A 15000-nucleotide genomic window follows, 5' to 3' on the forward strand; every position below is an offset into this window, starting at 1 on the left:
GATGAGGTGTGGGTAGCGGAGAAATTCCAATCGAACCTGGAGATAGCTGGTTCTCTCCGAAATAGCTTTAGGGCTAGCCTCATAATGAGAGTCTTGGAGGTAGAGCACTGATTGGACTAGGGGCCCTCATCGGGTTACCGAATTCAGTCAAACTCCGAATGCCAAAGACTTATTTATGGGAGTCAGACTGCGAGTGATAAGATCCGTAGTCAAAAGGGAAACAGCCCAGACCACCAGCTAAGGTCCCAAAGTATACGTTAAGTGGAAAAGGATGTGGAGTTGCTTAGACAACCAGGATGTTGGCTTAGAAGCAGCCACCATTTAAAGAGTGCGTAATAGCTCACTGGTCGAGTGACTCCGCGCCGAAAATGTACCGGGGCTAAACGTATCACCGAAGCTGTGGATTGACACCTCTGGTGTCAGTGGTAGGAGAGCGTTCTAAGGGCGTTGAAGCTAGACCGTAAGGACTGGTGGAGCGCTTAGAAGTGAGAATGCCGGTATGAGTAGCGAAAGAAGGGTGAGAATCCCTTCCACCGAATGCCTAAGGTTTCCTGAGGAAGGCTCGTCCGCTCAGGGTTAGTCAGGACCTAAGCTGAGGCCGAAAGGCGTAGGCGATGGACAACAGGTTGATATTCCTGTACCACCTATTCATCGTTTGAACGATGGGGGGACGCAGGAGGATAGGGTAAGCGCGCTGTTGGATATGCGCGTCCAAGCAGTTAGGCCGGAAACGAGGCAAATCCCGTTTCCATCAAGGCGGAGCTGTGATGGCGAGGGAAATATAGTACCGAAGTTCCTGATTCCACACTGCCAAGAAAAGCCTCTAGTGAGATGAAGGGTGCCTGTACCGCAAACCGACACAGGTAGGCGAGGAGAGAATCCTAAGGTGTTCGAGAGAACTCTCGTTAAGGAACTCGGCAAAATGACCCCGTAACTTCGGGAGAAGGGGTGCTTTTTAGGGTGAATAGCCCGGAAAAGCCGCAGTGAATAGGCCCAGGCGACTGTTTAGCAAAAACACAGGTCTCTGCGAAGCCGCAAGGCGAAGTATAGGGGCTGACACCTGCCCGGTGCTGGAAGGTTAAGGGGAGAGGTTAGCGCAAGCGAAGCTTTGAACCGAAGCCCCAGTAAACGGCGGCCGTAACTATAACGGTCCTAAGGTAGCGAAATTCCTTGTCGGGTAAGTTCCGACCCGCACGAAAGGTGTAACGATCTGGGCACTGTCTCAACGAGAGACTCGGTGAAATTATAGTACCTGTGAAGATGCAGGTTACCCGCGACAGGACGGAAAGACCCCGTGGAGCTTTACTGCAGCCTGATATTGAATTTTGGTACAGCTTGTACAGGATAGGTAGGAGCCTGAGAAGCCGGAGCGCCAGCTTCGGTGGAGGCGTCGGTGGGATACTACCCTGGCTGTATTGAAATTCTAACCCGCGCCCCTGATCGGGGCGGGAGACAGTGTCAGGTGGGCAGTTTGACTGGGGCGGTCGCCTCCTAAAGAGTAACGGAGGCGCCCAAAGGTTCCCTCAGAATGGTTGGAAATCATTCGCAGAGTGTAAAGGCACAAGGGAGCTTGACTGCGAGACCTACAAGTCGAGCAGGGACGAAAGTCGGGCTTAGTGATCCGGTGGTTCCGCATGGAAGGGCCATCGCTCAACGGATAAAAGCTACCCCGGGGATAACAGGCTTATCTCCCCCAAGAGTCCACATCGACGGGGAGGTTTGGCACCTCGATGTCGGCTCATCGCATCCTGGGGCTGTAGTCGGTCCCAAGGGTTGGGCTGTTCGCCCATTAAAGCGGTACGCGAGCTGGGTTCAGAACGTCGTGAGACAGTTCGGTCCCTATCCGTCGTGGGCGCAGGAAATTTGAGAGGAGCTGTCCTTAGTACGAGAGGACCGGGATGGACGCACCGCTGGTGTACCAGTTGTCTTGCCAAAGGCATAGCTGGGTAGCTACGTGCGGACGGGATAAGTGCTGAAAGCATCTAAGCATGAAGCCCCCCTCAAGATGAGATTTCCCATAGCGCAAGCTAGTAAGATCCCTGAAAGATGATCAGGTTGATAGGTCTGAGGTGGAAGCGTGGTGACACGTGCAGCTGACAGATACTAATCGATCGAGGACTTAACCAATGCAAAAACCTTCTTCTATTATCCAGTTTTGAAGGAACAACGTTCCTCATAGTTTGGTGGCGATAGCGAAGAGGTCACACCCGTTCCCATTCCGAACACGGCAGTTAAGCTCTTCAGCGCCGATGGTAGTTGGGGGTTCTCCCCCTGTGAGAGTAGGACGCCGCCAAGCAAAACGGAAGGCCAGCAGAGATGCTGGTCTTTTTTGTGTGCAGAAACGGAGATTTCATAATAACTAAAAGGAATAAAAAGAGACCAGTAAGCCAAAATCAGAATGGTAGATTTAAAGAGCGGTAATACTCTAGCTGATGAAGATGTCCTCCGTCCGGTTACTGCTGTTCAGGAGTTCGAATTTAGCAGCCACGTCCTATGGCTGCGCAGAGGTCTGCACGTCCTGTGCAAGTCCTGTGAGAGCAGGACGCCGCTAAGCAATCGAGAAAGCTAAGATGCTGGTGTTTTTTTGTTCCCCATTTTTTCTCACACTGTCAATGGGCATCACAGGCAGTGAACGGCTGAAGTAAACTAAGCTTTAAAACTTGTCTCTCAAATAATCCAACATTGTAAAATACTCTCAATAAAAGCTAAATGGTGATGGAATTTTCTTAAAATATACCCCTGCATGATTCATTTCGTGTTAAGTCGTTCTTTCATCAGCCATTCAAAGACTAAGAATGGAGTTTTGTCCTGGGAAATATTCAAAAACTCTGAAATATATGGATAGTCATCGTTAGGGGCAGTTTTTAAAAGTTCTGACCACCATTCTGTTTCGTACCTTGAAATCATGCTTAGATTATAAAGGACGAGATAATGTATCATCAATTCAGGAAATAGGTAGCAGGGGGAGCTTTTGTTAAGGGATAGCATGAAGCTTTTCTCAAACATGTGATAGTGTATGGGCGAATCCTGATTCACCAGCAATCCTTGTTCAACGGATAAAGAGATAGATGATGAATTGGATGTCATGTTAATGCTGCTGCTTAGTTTGGATTCCAAATAACCATTAAATCGGTTTTCGGTCATATTAAAGCTTGATAAAATGGCAATTGGCAATTGGTATACTTCTCCGGCAGATTTTAATTCCTGAAATGTTTTTTTGGATGCTAAATAAAGATGGCAGTCTTTTAGCTCTGGGATTTCTCTTAGCAGCTGTTCCATGGTATATTTCTCTGACTCAAGATGTTTCATGTGGAACATTTTTTCAGCTATATTTGTGAATAATCCGTTTTTTTGTACTTTCACTTCATCAAACATAAATTCGTATTGTTGTTTTTTTCTTTTTCTGGTGGTAACTCCGTGCGCTAAATCTGTGGTTGATTCAGGGTAGTTCGAATCTAATGTGAGCAGGCAGGCCTTTAAAAGCTGTACAAATCCGTAAAAAAGCAAAACGGGTTTCAGTGATAGAGGAGCGATTTGTGCCTGATTGTAGTATGTTTGCCCATGCTCAAGGTAATACATAAATGGATAGCAGTTTTCAAAGCTTTTTAAATCAGCTTCAGGGTTATTTTCTCTTTCATAGCATTTCCTAAGAAAAGACTGTGTAGAAGATGCTGAACTGAAATAGATGAATTTGTTGCTGGATGTGTTGAGTGGCTGCATATTATATTCTCCTTAAATTGATGGCTCTGATAAACGTGCGTGTTGATTCCCGGGTGCAAAGACTCCGGGTGGATTCGCCTGGCCAGCGCGGCTCACTTCGACCAACAACGTGCGAAAATCAGCCATGTATTTTAACAAATTATAATTGATAGAAAAATCAAACATTTCTACTTTACCTTGACAGTATTTTGTCCAATTGATAACCTACAAATAATATTTTTAAGCAGGAGGGGAAAAATATGTGGGAAAATAAATTTGCAAAAGAAGGTTTAACTTTTGATGATGTGCTGTTAGTACCCGCTAAATCAGAGGTTTTGCCGAAAGATGTGAACTACCAGGTCTCATTAGCAGAAAATTTAACATTGAATCTTCCAATTATCAGTGCCGGGATGGATACGGTAACGGAAGCTGAAATGGCTATTTCCATGGCACGCCAAGGCGGCTTGGGGATTATCCATAAGAATATGTCTATTGAGGCACAAGCTGATATGGTTGATAAAGTTAAACGCTCAGAAAGCGGAGTAATCAGCGATCCCTTTTTCCTCACTCCTGAACATCAGGTTTTTGATGCAGAGCATCTGATGGGCAAATATCGTATTTCAGGTGTTCCAATTGTAAATAACGTGGATGAAAGAAAGCTTGTGGGCATTATTACAAATCGTGATCTGCGTTTCATTTCTGATTTTTCCATCAAAATTGCAGAGGTCATGACGGCAGAAAATCTAGTTACTGCCCCAGTTGGAACCAACCTTGAGCAGGCAGAAAAAATCCTGCAGAAATATAAAATTGAAAAACTCCCGCTGGTTGATGAGGATGGCGTGTTAAACGGTCTGATTACAATCAAGGATATAGAAAAAGTGATTGAATTTCCTAACTCCGCTAAAGACAAGCAGGGAAGATTGCTTGCTGGTGCTGCTGTAGGGATTACTAAGGATACAATGAAGCGTGTAGAAATGCTCGTTAAAGCACATGTAGATGCCATTGTGGTTGATACAGCACATGGACATTCATTTGGAGTCATTGAAACTGTTAAGGAAATCAGGGCAGCTTATCCTGAATTAACAATCATTGCAGGAAATGTTGCGACGGCAGAAGCTACAAAAGAACTAATCGAAGCTGGAGCAGATGTAGTGAAGGTTGGCATTGGCCCTGGGTCCATTTGTACTACACGCGTGGTTGCCGGTGTTGGCGTACCTCAAATTACCGCAATTTACGACTGTGCCACAGAGGCCCGCAAGCATGGGAAGACGATAATTGCTGATGGAGGCATTAAATATTCCGGTGATATCGTAAAAGCATTGGCAGCAGGCGGACATGCAGTTATGCTTGGCAGTATGCTTGCTGGCGTAACGGAGAGTCCTGGCGAAACAGAAATCTTCCAGGGACGCCGTTTTAAGGTGTACCGCGGAATGGGTTCTGTTGCTGCAATGGAAAAGGGGTCCAAAGACCGATACTTCCAGGAAGATAACAAGAAATTCGTGCCTGAAGGAATTGAAGGACGCCTCCCGTATAAGGGACCTCTGGAAGAGACTATATACCAGCTGATTGGCGGACTGCGGTCAGGAATGGGCTATTGCGGTGCCGGAGACCTTCACGCACTGAGAGAAAGATCTCAGTTCATCAGAATGACTGGTGCCGGACTGAAGGAAAGCCACCCGCATGATGTGCAGATAACGAAGGAAGCACCAAACTACTCCTTGTAAATTCTAATTTTTTCCTTAGTTGGAAGGAATAATTTTCCGTATAATTTTAGGCAGAGGGACCCATCACTCTGTCTATTTTTTTTTTATTACATGTGATAAACTAGACAAGGTGCAAATCAAACAACGAAGGTTTTTTTCTTCGTCTTATACAGAAGCTATGAAAAGTTGGAGGTAAAAGAAATTGAAAAGAATCACCCAGATATCACTGGTTTTTACACTGTTATTTGTTCTTGTTGCGTCCCAATTCTCCTACAATCCCCGCACTGCAAAAGCTGCAGAAGATAACCTGGGCTTAAAGGCAGATGCAGCACTGATCGTAGATGCCAAAACAGGGAAAATTATATATGAAAAAAATGCTAATAAAGTAATGGGCATCGCCTCTATGTCAAAAATGATGACAGAGTACCTGGTTCTTGATGCCATTGAAGATAAGAAAATCAGCTGGGATACACCTGTGAAAATCAACGAATATGTACATAATTTATCTAAAGCTCCTAATCTTTCAAATGTAGGCCTAACGCAAGGTGAGGAATATAAAGTGAAAGAGCTTTATGAAGCAATGGCTATTTACTCAGGAAATGCAGCTACTGTTGCTTTGACTGAGAAGATTGCAGGCAGTGAGACTAATTTCATTCCCCTTATGAATAAAAAGGGAAAAGAGCTTGGATTAAAGCATTTTAAATTTGTGAATGCTACTGGACTAAGCAATAAAGACTTGCTTGGCCACTTCCCGACCGGCGATGCGAATGATGAAAATGTCATGACTGCGAAAGATGTCGGCCTTCTTGCTTACCGCCTTTTGAAGGACCACCCGCAGGCATTGGAATATGCGAGCATTTCAAAACTGAAGTTCCGTGATGGAAAGACGTATCCTAACTTTAACTGGATGCTTCCTGGCCTGATTTATCATTATGATGGAGTTGATGGCCTGAAAACAGGCTCAACGGATTTTGCTGGGTATGCATTTGCTGGCACGGTGAAACGAAATGGCCAGCGTTACATTACCATTGTCATGAAATCAACATCAAAAGCACAGCGTTTTGTAGATGCGGCTAAGCTGATGAATTACGCTTACGATAGCTTCAAAAAAACACAAATCCTTCCTGCGAATTATGTGGTTAAAGGCAAAAAGACATTGCCTGTAGCAAAAGGAAAAGAGGATTCCGTTAAGATCAAGTCAAAGAGTGCCATTGATTTAGTCGTCAAAAACAATGGTGAAGAGAAAAATTATACACCGCAGCTTGTGATCGACAAAAGCAAGCTGAATAAAGATGGCGAATTAACTGCACCTATTAAAAAAGGCGAGAAAATTGGATATTTGACCGTCAAGAAAAAAGATGGCTCTGATTATGGTTTCCTTAATAAAGATGGAGACAAGTATGTAAGGTCTGATGTTGTGGCTGCCGAAACAGTAGAAAAAGCAAACTGGTTCGCTCTATCTATGCATGCAATCGGAGGATTTTTCGCTGATGTATGGGATAGTGCTTCTTCTGCGGTAAAAGGCTGGTTCTGACCGCTCCTAATCAAAATTTAAGCAATATGCATAAAATGGTTGCATCTGTTGAAAAATTATAGTACATTATGGAAAACATTTTATATTTTAAAACCATGACAGGAAATAGTACCAAAATTACTTTCTAAAAGAGAGCCGGTGGCTGGTGTGAACCGGTGAAAGGATTTTGGGGATCCATCCTCGAGTAAAGTAAGGAACCCCCATGCGGGTCAGTAATTACTTTCGGCATTAGCCGTTATCTAACTGAGTGAAAGGCAGGAATCTGCTTTTAACTAGGGTGGCAACGCGGGTTAACTCTCGTCCCTTTTATAGGGACGGGAGTTTTTTGCGTTTTTCGTCAATGTCATGGATGAAATTTAAGGAGGAATAAGCAATGCTGGATGTAAAATATCTGCGCAATAATTTTGAACAAGTAAAACGCGCCCTGCAGTTCCGCGGGGAAGACATGACGGATTTTGGTAAGTTTGAGGAGCTTGATGTCAGCCGCCGTTCTTTACTGGTGGAAACTGAACAGCTGAAAAGCCGCCGTAATGAAGTTTCCCAGCAGGTTGCTGCATTGAAGAGAGAAAAGAAGGATGCTGACCAGTTGATTGCAGAAATGCGGGAGGTTGGCGATAAAATCAAGGAATTAGATGAAAAGCTTCGCACAGTGGAAGAGCAGCTGGACAAATTGCTTTTATCTATACCGAATATTCCTCATGAAAGTGTGCCGGTTGGGGAAACAGAAGATGATAACGTTGAAATAAAAAAATGGGGAGATATTCCAAATTTCAGCTATGAGCCTAAGCCGCACTGGGATCTTGCTGATGAATTAGACATCCTTGATTTTGAAAGAGGAGCAAAAGTCACTGGAAGCCGTTTTGTTTTTTATAAAGGCCTTGGAGCAAGGCTTGAGCGGGCATTAATCAGCTTTATGCTTGACTTGCATACTGAAGAACACGGGTATGAAGAAATGATGCCTCCGTTTATTGTGAACCGGGCCAGCATGACAGGTACCGGTCAGCTTCCTAAGTTTGAGGAAGATGCATTCCGTATTGAAAGTGAAGATTATTTCCTTGTTCCTACAGCCGAGGTTCCTGTAACGAACTACCACCGCGATGAAATTCTTGCTGCTGATGCATTGCCTATCAGCTATGCTGCCTATAGCGCTTGCTTCCGCTCTGAGGCAGGATCTGCAGGAAGGGATACACGCGGGCTGATCCGCCAGCATCAATTCAATAAAGTTGAACTCGTAAAGTTTGTAAAGCCGGAGGATTCTTATCAGGAGCTTGAGAACCTTACAGGACACGCAGAAAAGGTCCTTCAGCTGCTTGGACTTCCATATCGTGTGCTAAGCATGTGTACAGCTGATCTAGGCTTCACAGCGGCTAAAAAGTACGATATAGAAGTTTGGATTCCAAGCTATGGCATTTATCGTGAAATTTCTTCTTGTTCAAATTTTGAAGCTTTCCAGGCAAGACGTGCAAATATCCGCTTCCGCCGCGATGTTAATGCGAAACCGGAGCATGTCCATACGGTAAATGGATCTGGATTGGCCATCGGCCGTACAGTTGCTGCTATCCTTGAGAATTATCAGCAGGAAGACGGAAGTGTCATCATTCCAGAAGTGCTTCGCCCATATATGCGCGGTGCTGAAGTGATCAAGCCATAAACTAAGTAAAAGGACTTTCCTTGTGGGAGTCCTTTTATTCAAATAAAAAGGTGGGCCCGGCTCACAGTTAAGTGTCTCTTTTACTTCCCGAATGCTTTAGATATTTCATGTCCAAAAACTTTTTTAAAAAAGTGTTTCAGTAGTGTTGACATTTAGTTTTATACTTGGTATTATATTAATTGTTGATACGGTGATACGGAGGAATACCCAAGTCTGGCTGAAGGGATCGGTCTTGAAAACCGACAGGGGTGTCAAAGCCCGCGGGGGTTCGAATCCCTCTTCCTCCTCCATTAACTTATTAATAACCATTGCGCATAAAATTGGATATCGATAAAACCTGCTGCAGTAATGCGGCAGGTTTTTTATTTTGCTGAAATAGAAATAACTGTGCAAAAAAATCACCGGATCTGCTAAAGGATCCGGTGATTTAATATTATGTTCAAAACTCTGAAAGTCTCCAGAGTCTCTTGATTATATTTTTCTCAGCTTCCTTGTCTGTTCCATGAATGATGCAATTCGTTCAACAACTGGCTCAATGGATTGTTCACTTTGGATAAGATCATAGTCATTGATATTCAAACGCAATACCGGGCATGCATTAAAGTGATTGATCCAGTCTTCATAGCGCTTATGCATTTCTTTCCAATATTCAATCGGCGTCTGCTGCTCCATAGGGCGTCCGCGTTCTTTAATCCGGTCAAGAATGTCTTCCAGCGAACCCTCTAGATAAATAAGAAGATCCGGGTGCGGGAAGTAAGGTGTCATGACCATTGCTTCAAAAAGGCTTGTATAGGTTTCATAATCGATATTGTTCATGGTTCCTTTTTCATAATGCATTTTAGCAAATATGCCGGTGTCTTCATAAATGGACCGATCCTGGATAAATCCGCCGCCATATTCAAAAATGCGTTTTTGCTCCTTAAAGCGTTCAGCTAAAAAGTAAATTTGCAAATGGAAGCTCCAGCGGTCAAAATCATCATAAAATTTATCAAGGTATGGGTTGGTATCCACTTTTTCAAAAGAGGTTTTAAATTTCAATGCCTGTGCAAGAGCATTGGTCATGGTCGATTTTCCGACTCCTACCGTGCCTGCAATTGTAATGATGGCATTATTGGGGATATCGTACTTTTTACGTAGGTTCATTCGTACATGCTCCTTTAAGTGCATTCTCAACTTGAGAAATAATCATTGATAGGTCTTGTTCCTTTTCTACAAAATCCAATGTATCTCCATTAAATCTAAGTACGGGAATATCGGGATGTGTTTCTTCGAATGTCTGCATAAAGCTTTGGTAATCACTGGATAGCTGCTCTAGATATAATGGGCTGATATTCTTTTCAACATCTCTGCCCCTTTTTCCGATCCGTTTAAGCAGGGTGTCGAGGCTCGCGTCTAAATATACGACCATATTCGGCTTAGGCATATCCTTTGTTAAAATATTAAAGATTTGCAGGTACTTATCATATTGGCGGTTCCTCAGAGTGCGTTCGGCAAAAATAAGGTTCTTAAAAATATGGTAATCAGCTACAACCGCCTGATTATTGGCAAGGAATTTTGTTTCAATATCCTCTAGTTGTTTATAGCGGTTACACAGAAAAAACATTTCTGTTTGAAAGCTCCACTCATCTATATTTTCGTAAAATTTGCCGAGAAAAGGATTTTCATCAACAATTTCTTTTAATAATACGAACTGAAAATGATCAGAGATGGCCTTTGCGAGCGATGTTTTTCCCACACCAATCGGACCTTCAACGGTGATAAATGGTGTGTTTCTCATGGATTCCTTCCTCCTTCAAAACTCTATCCAAATCAATTTATAGGTCATTCTTCATAGTTTGTTTTTTAAGCCAAGAATTATTGTATCACAGTCTAGTAGCTTAAGTGAGAGATTTCTTGCAGGGGAAAATTAGAAAAGGGAGAAGAGACTGCTTTCTAAATAAGGCAGTCCCGTGGAAAATCAGAAAATAGAAGGAGGCGGTCCGCTTTTATCAATCTTTGCCTTCAGAACATTTTTCATCATAGTCAATGCAAACTGATTATCCTGCATACTGGCTGAAGCGATGCAATTGGAAGGAATCCACAAACTATATTCTCTCATGTAAGCATCGTTGGCTGAAAAGAGCACGCATATATTGCCTGCAATTCCTGTTAAAATGAGTGTCTTTACACCAAGATGGTGAAGGAGAGTATTCAGTGCTGTTCCGTAAAAGGCTGAATGCTTTGGTTTAATCAGGAAATAATCATTTTCGCCTGGCGAGATGCTCTTGATCATGGCGGCCGTTTTGCTATTTGTACAGGCCGAAATGATTTTACTGTAGTCTGCCTGCCATAATTGATAATGGTCATTGATGTAAATAACGGGCATGCCTCTTTTGTTCATTTCCTTTTTTAACTGAAGGATCGGATCAATAATCGGGAGTGTATGCTCAAAAAGCATATCGCCGTGGCTAAAATTAAAATCATTGATCATATCTATAATCAATAACGCATATGTTGGGGTTTTGGAATTATTCATGATCATCCCTTCTTATAGAACAGTTGTTGCATGCCTGAAAATAATACGCTACTATTCATGATTAGATACATTCATTCATTTGTATAAACAGGCATGTGCTTACCGATTATTTTGCCGGTAATTTTTATCTTTACTCATGAAAGGAACCTTCACGTGAAAGATGATGCATATTTTATGGAAATCGCCCTGGAAGAAGCCAAAAAGGCATACCGGCTGCAGGAAGTTCCAATTGGAGCTGTAATTGTCAAAGACGGTGAAATCATCGCCCGCGGTCATAATCTAAGGGAAACAGAGCAAAGTGCAATTGCCCATGCCGAGCTGCTTGCAATCCGCGACGCATGCGATATAGAAGGCACATGGCGTTTGGAGGATGCTGCACTTTATGTAACGCTTGAGCCTTGTCCAATGTGTGCGGGAGCCATTCTGCAGTCCAGAATCAAAAGAGTGGTGTTCGGCGCATATGATCCCAAGGCGGGGTGTGCCGGCACATTTATGAATCTGCTTCAGGACAGCCGGTTCAACCACCAGTGCGAGCTCGTCCAGGGGGTATTGGGCGATGAATGCGGAGAGATACTGAGCAGGTTCTTTAGGGAACTGAGAGAAAAGAAGAAAAGAAAGAAAAAATTAGCTCAATTAGAAAATCAAATGACATTTGACAAAGAATAACCATTTGCTTTTTTCCTTCTGGGTTAGTATAATAATTCTTGTGTCACATATGGCACATAAAATTGGTAGCAAATTTGCCGTGCTAGGCGGGGAGGTAGCGGTGCCCTGTACTCGCAATCCGCTCCAGCGAGGCTGAATCCCTTCTCGAGGTTAGTATCCTGTAGGGCCTGCCTTAAGTAAGTGGCGTTGACGCCCGGGTCCTGCGCAATGGGAATCCATGAACCATGTCAGGTCCGGAAGGAAGCAGCATTAAGTGGAAGCTCTCATGTGCCGCAGGGTTGCCTGGGCCGAGCTAACTGCTTAAGTAACGCTTATGGGTGCTAATCGACGGAAGGTGCACGGCAGTTATTACATAGTAGATAAACTCATCCGGACGGATGAGTTTTTTTATGCCCTTTTTTGAAAAAAACAAAAGCATTACGATATAATAGAGGGACAGGAGAAAATATAGGAGGTTTAAAATCGTGGGGTATCAAGCATTATATCGAGTGTGGAGGCCGCAACAGTTTATAGATGTAGTCGGCCAGGAACATGTTACAAAAACCTTGCAGAATGCTCTCATACAGCAGAAAGTTTCCCACGCCTACTTATTTTCAGGTCCTCGCGGCACAGGGAAAACAAGTGCGGCGAAAATCCTTTCAAAGGCTGTGAACTGTGAGCGTGCTCCAGTCAGTGAACCGTGCAATGAGTGTTCAGCGTGCAAGGGGATAACGGATGGTTCCATTCCTGATGTAATTGAAATCGATGCGGCATCCAACAACGGTGTGGAAGAAATCCGCGATATCAGGGATAAAGTGAAATATGCCCCTAATGCGGTTACATATAAAGTATATATTATCGATGAAGTCCACATGCTCTCTCAAGGAGCTTTCAATGCGCTTTTAAAGACCCTGGAAGAACCGCCTAAACACGTAATTTTCATTTTGGCAACGACAGAGCCGCATAAAATCCCGCTGACCATCATTTCACGCTGCCAGCGTTTTGATTTTAAAAGAATTCAGCCGCAGGATATTGTTGGCCGCATGTCGCAAATCATAGAGGAAACAGGCGTGAAATGCAGTGAGCAGGCTCTGCACATTATCGCAAGGGCAGCAGAAGGCGGGATGCGGGATGCTCTCAGCCTTCTTGACCAGGCAATCTCCTTTAGTGAGGATGAAGTAAGTGTTGAAGATGCACTGACGGTGACGGGGTCTGTATCACAGGCATTTCTAGGCAGGCTGGCTAGGGCCATCTATGAGAAAGAAGTAGCAGAAGCCCTGCAGGTCCTTGATGAACTGCTGGCACTGGGAAAGGACACCTCCCGCTTCATTGAGGATATGATTTTCTTTTATAGAGATATGCTTTTATACCAGGCTGCACCCGGACTGGGAGATTCCTTTGAACGCGTTTTAATCGATCCTCAATTCAAGGAATTAGCGGGCTTGATTTCCCAGGAACAGATTTATATTAATATAGAAAATTTTAATAAAACACAGCAGGAAATGAAGTGGACAAACCATCCGAGAATTTTTCTTGAAGTAGCACTTGTTAAGCTCTGCAGCCAGGACAGGGGAAGCGGAAGCCAAGTGCCTGACGGCCAGGTTCAGGATCTGTTAGGGAAAATCGGGGAGCTTGAGAGACAGCTTCAAAGCATAAGAGAACAGGGAGTGCCTGCAGCTGAAAATGTGAAGCCTTCCCCTGCAAAGGCCCAGCGGATCAATAAAAAAGCCTACAGGGCGCCAGCAGGAAAGATTACACAGATTCTAAGGCAGGCGACGAAACAGGATCTTCAGACAGTAAAAAGCCGCTGGGGAGAGGTATTGGAGCAATTATCTCATCAAAACCAAAAATCTCTTGCTGCTTTATTGAACGAAGCGGAACCTGTTGCTGCGTCTTCAGCAGCTTTTGTGTTAAAATTTAAATATGATATTCATTGCCAAATGGCGATGGAAAATGACCGTTTTATAGAAACGATGGCCATGATTTTGCAACAAATCACAGGTCATCGCCTGGAGATGGCTGGTGTCCCGGAAAGTCAATGGCAGCAGCTGCGCGAGGATTTCCTGGCAACCCAGAATCAGGATTCTACTGAAACGGACAGGAAGCAAGATGAAGATCCTTTTATAGCAGAAGCCCGTAAATTAGTCGGTGATGAACTGCTCGAAATTAAAGAATAATGGAGGCGTGAAAAATGGGTATGCGTGGCGGAATGGGAAATATGCAGAACATGATGAAGCAAATGCAAAAAATGCAAAAGAAAATGGCTGAAGCACAAGAAGAGCTTGGCGAAAAGAAAATCGAAGGAACAGCTGGCGGCGGAATGGTCACTGTCATCGTTACAGGGCACAAAGAGATTGTAGAAGTAAACATTAAACCAGAAGTGGTAGATCCGGATGATATTGAAATGCTTCAGGATCTAGTTCTTGCTGCAACTAATGATGCTTTGAAAAAAGCAGATGAGCTCTCAAACTCAACAATGGGACAATTCACCAAAGGACTAAACCTTCCGGGCGGAATGTTTTAAGAAAGAGTGAAACTTACTATTATCCTACAAGCGTAACTAGCCTGGCCGTTTTTGCTTAGGACATCTCTTTTCCTGTTTGCCATTTTCAGGGAGAGGTGACCTGCAGAAACTTCCTGACTGGCTTATACGCTTTTTTTTTGAGTGCTGCTATGGCATAAGTCCCTGCTTCAAGTCCTTGAGATTCATTAAAGAAGTCCAGGCGAACGGGATGCATGTCAGTAAGAGTATGATTATGCCCACCTCCAAGCAGGGGATTCCTCTCCTGATGTTGGAAGGTGCGCTTAAGCTGATACAGCCAGCCTGCTGCTTATAACAAATCGACGAGGATGCAGGCTGTGCAATATCGGCTGTTATGATGAGGGGGAATTCGATGCATTATCCTGAACCAATTTCCAAGTTGATCGACAGCTTCATGAAACTGCCGGGCATTGGCCCGAAAACAGCATCCCGGCTAGCCTTTTTTGTTCTGGATATGAAAGAAGATGTTGTATTGGATTTTGCCAAAGCACTCGTGAATGCCAAACGGAATCTGACCTATTGTTCGGTATGCGGACATATAACGGATCAGGATCCTTGTTATATATGCGAAGACCAGCGTAGGGACAGGAGCCTTGTCTGTGTTGTCCAGGATTCAAAGGATGTTATTGCCATGGAGAAAATGCGGGAATATAATGGCCTGTACCATGTCCTTCATGGAAGCATTTCTCCTATGGAAGGAATCGGACCTGA

At 43.9% G+C, this 15000-nt stretch carries 11 protein-coding genes, 1 tRNA gene, 2 rRNA genes, 1 other RNA gene and 1 other annotated feature (2 of these 16 running past the window's edge); of the genes, 11 read left to right on the forward strand and 4 right to left on the reverse strand.

Going from position 1 to position 15000, the window contains the following annotated elements; all coding sequences use genetic code 11:
• Positions 1-2127 (forward strand): 23S ribosomal RNA (locus tag ACN6MY_RS02020); it begins 805 nt to the left of the window's first position.
• A 52-nt stretch (positions 2128-2179) separates the two neighbouring features.
• Positions 2180-2296, forward strand: a 5S ribosomal RNA gene (gene rrf / locus ACN6MY_RS02025).
• 452 nt (positions 2297-2748) lie between these two features.
• On the opposite strand, the gene ACN6MY_RS02030 is transcribed toward rrf, so the two are convergent.
• A complete protein-coding gene (locus tag ACN6MY_RS02030) occupies positions 2749-3720 on the reverse strand; it encodes a YaaC family protein (protein ID WP_419882589.1) in 972 nt (323 codons plus the stop codon).
• Positions 3721-3959: 239 nt separating this feature from the next.
• On the opposite strand from ACN6MY_RS02030, the gene guaB reads away from it, so the two are divergent.
• The 4 genes from guaB (at position 3960) to ACN6MY_RS02050 (ending at position 8877) form a co-directional block, all read left to right on the forward strand.
• Positions 3960-5423, forward strand: a complete 1464-nt coding sequence (gene guaB / locus ACN6MY_RS02035; RefSeq protein WP_419882590.1) for an IMP dehydrogenase — start codon at positions 3960-3962, stop codon at positions 5421-5423.
• Between the two features lie 181 nt (positions 5424-5604).
• Complete coding sequence (locus ACN6MY_RS02040) at positions 5605-6936, forward strand: serine hydrolase (protein ID WP_419882591.1); 1332 nt, start codon at positions 5605-5607, stop codon at positions 6934-6936.
• A gap of 86 nt (positions 6937-7022) precedes the next feature.
• Positions 7023-7244: a binding site (T-box leader), on the forward strand.
• A gap of 65 nt (positions 7245-7309) precedes the next feature.
• A complete protein-coding gene (gene serS / locus ACN6MY_RS02045; protein WP_419882592.1) occupies positions 7310-8587 on the forward strand; it encodes a serine--tRNA ligase in 1278 nt (425 codons plus the stop codon).
• Positions 8588-8784: 197 nt separating this feature from the next.
• A tRNA-Ser gene (locus tag ACN6MY_RS02050) sits at positions 8785-8877 on the forward strand.
• A 181-nt stretch (positions 8878-9058) separates the two neighbouring features.
• On the opposite strand, the gene ACN6MY_RS02055 is transcribed toward ACN6MY_RS02050, so the two are convergent.
• The 3 genes from ACN6MY_RS02055 to ACN6MY_RS02065 form a co-directional block, all read right to left on the reverse strand.
• On the reverse strand, positions 9059-9730 hold the full coding sequence (locus ACN6MY_RS02055) for a deoxynucleoside kinase (protein WP_419882593.1): 672 nt from the start codon (positions 9728-9730) through the stop codon (positions 9059-9061).
• The gene (locus ACN6MY_RS02060) at positions 9717-10364 is read right to left on the reverse strand and encodes a deoxynucleoside kinase (protein ID WP_419882594.1); all 648 of its coding nucleotides are present in this window, start codon (positions 10362-10364) and stop codon (positions 9717-9719) included. Before ACN6MY_RS02060 ends, ACN6MY_RS02055 begins: the two co-directional genes overlap by 14 nt.
• Before the next feature lie 180 nt (positions 10365-10544).
• Positions 10545-11102 (reverse strand): isochorismatase family cysteine hydrolase, encoded by a 558-nt coding sequence (locus ACN6MY_RS02065; protein ID WP_419882595.1) that lies wholly within the window; start codon positions 11100-11102, stop codon positions 10545-10547.
• A 174-nt stretch (positions 11103-11276) separates the two neighbouring features.
• On the opposite strand from ACN6MY_RS02065, the gene tadA reads away from it, so the two are divergent.
• From tadA to recR, 5 genes are all read left to right on the forward strand, one after another.
• The gene (tadA, locus tag ACN6MY_RS02070; protein ID WP_419884046.1) at positions 11277-11768 is read left to right on the forward strand and encodes a tRNA adenosine(34) deaminase TadA; all 492 of its coding nucleotides are present in this window, start codon (positions 11277-11279) and stop codon (positions 11766-11768) included.
• A gap of 77 nt (positions 11769-11845) precedes the next feature.
• An RNA gene (gene ffs, locus ACN6MY_RS02075) (signal recognition particle sRNA large type) lies at positions 11846-12110 on the forward strand.
• 122 nt (positions 12111-12232) lie between these two features.
• Positions 12233-13924, forward strand: coding sequence for a DNA polymerase III subunit gamma/tau (gene dnaX / locus ACN6MY_RS02080; protein WP_419882596.1), 1692 nt, complete (start codon positions 12233-12235; stop codon positions 13922-13924).
• A gap of 20 nt (positions 13925-13944) precedes the next feature.
• On the forward strand, positions 13945-14271 hold the full coding sequence (locus ACN6MY_RS02085; protein WP_071353445.1) for a YbaB/EbfC family nucleoid-associated protein: 327 nt from the start codon (positions 13945-13947) through the stop codon (positions 14269-14271).
• A gap of 370 nt (positions 14272-14641) precedes the next feature.
• Positions 14642-15000 carry the 5' portion of a recombination mediator RecR gene (recR, locus tag ACN6MY_RS02090; protein ID WP_071353444.1) on the forward strand. Its footprint extends 238 nt past the window's final position, so the window shows 359 of its 597 coding nt (coding positions 1-359); the start codon lies at positions 14642-14644; the stop codon falls past the right edge of the window.

Origin of the sequence: Peribacillus sp. B-H-3, from assembly GCF_048572925.1 — a bacterium.
Classification (GTDB): Bacteria; Bacillota; Bacilli; order Bacillales; family DSM-1321; genus Peribacillus.

Bases quoted from the DNA above. Each gene is read 5' to 3' on its own strand.
- ACN6MY_RS02030 (WP_419882589.1), bottom strand. From the start codon at position 3,720: ATGCAGCCACTCAACACATCCAGCAACAAATTCATCTATTTCAGTTCA.
- guaB (WP_419882590.1), top strand. From the start codon at position 3,960: ATGTGGGAAAATAAATTTGCAAAAGAAGGTTTAACTTTTGATGATGTG.
- serS (WP_419882592.1), top strand. From the start codon at position 7,310: ATGCTGGATGTAAAATATCTGCGCAATAATTTTGAACAAGTAAAACGC.
- ACN6MY_RS02055 (WP_419882593.1), bottom strand. From the start codon at position 9,730: ATGAACCTACGTAAAAAGTACGATATCCCCAATAATGCCATCATTACA.
- ACN6MY_RS02060 (WP_419882594.1), bottom strand. From the start codon at position 10,364: ATGAGAAACACACCATTTATCACCGTTGAAGGTCCGATTGGTGTGGGA.
- ACN6MY_RS02065 (WP_419882595.1), bottom strand. From the start codon at position 11,102: ATGAATAATTCCAAAACCCCAACATATGCGTTATTGATTATAGATATG.
- tadA (WP_419884046.1), top strand. From the start codon at position 11,277: ATGGAAATCGCCCTGGAAGAAGCCAAAAAGGCATACCGGCTGCAGGAA.
- ACN6MY_RS02085 (WP_071353445.1), top strand. From the start codon at position 13,945: ATGCGTGGCGGAATGGGAAATATGCAGAACATGATGAAGCAAATGCAA.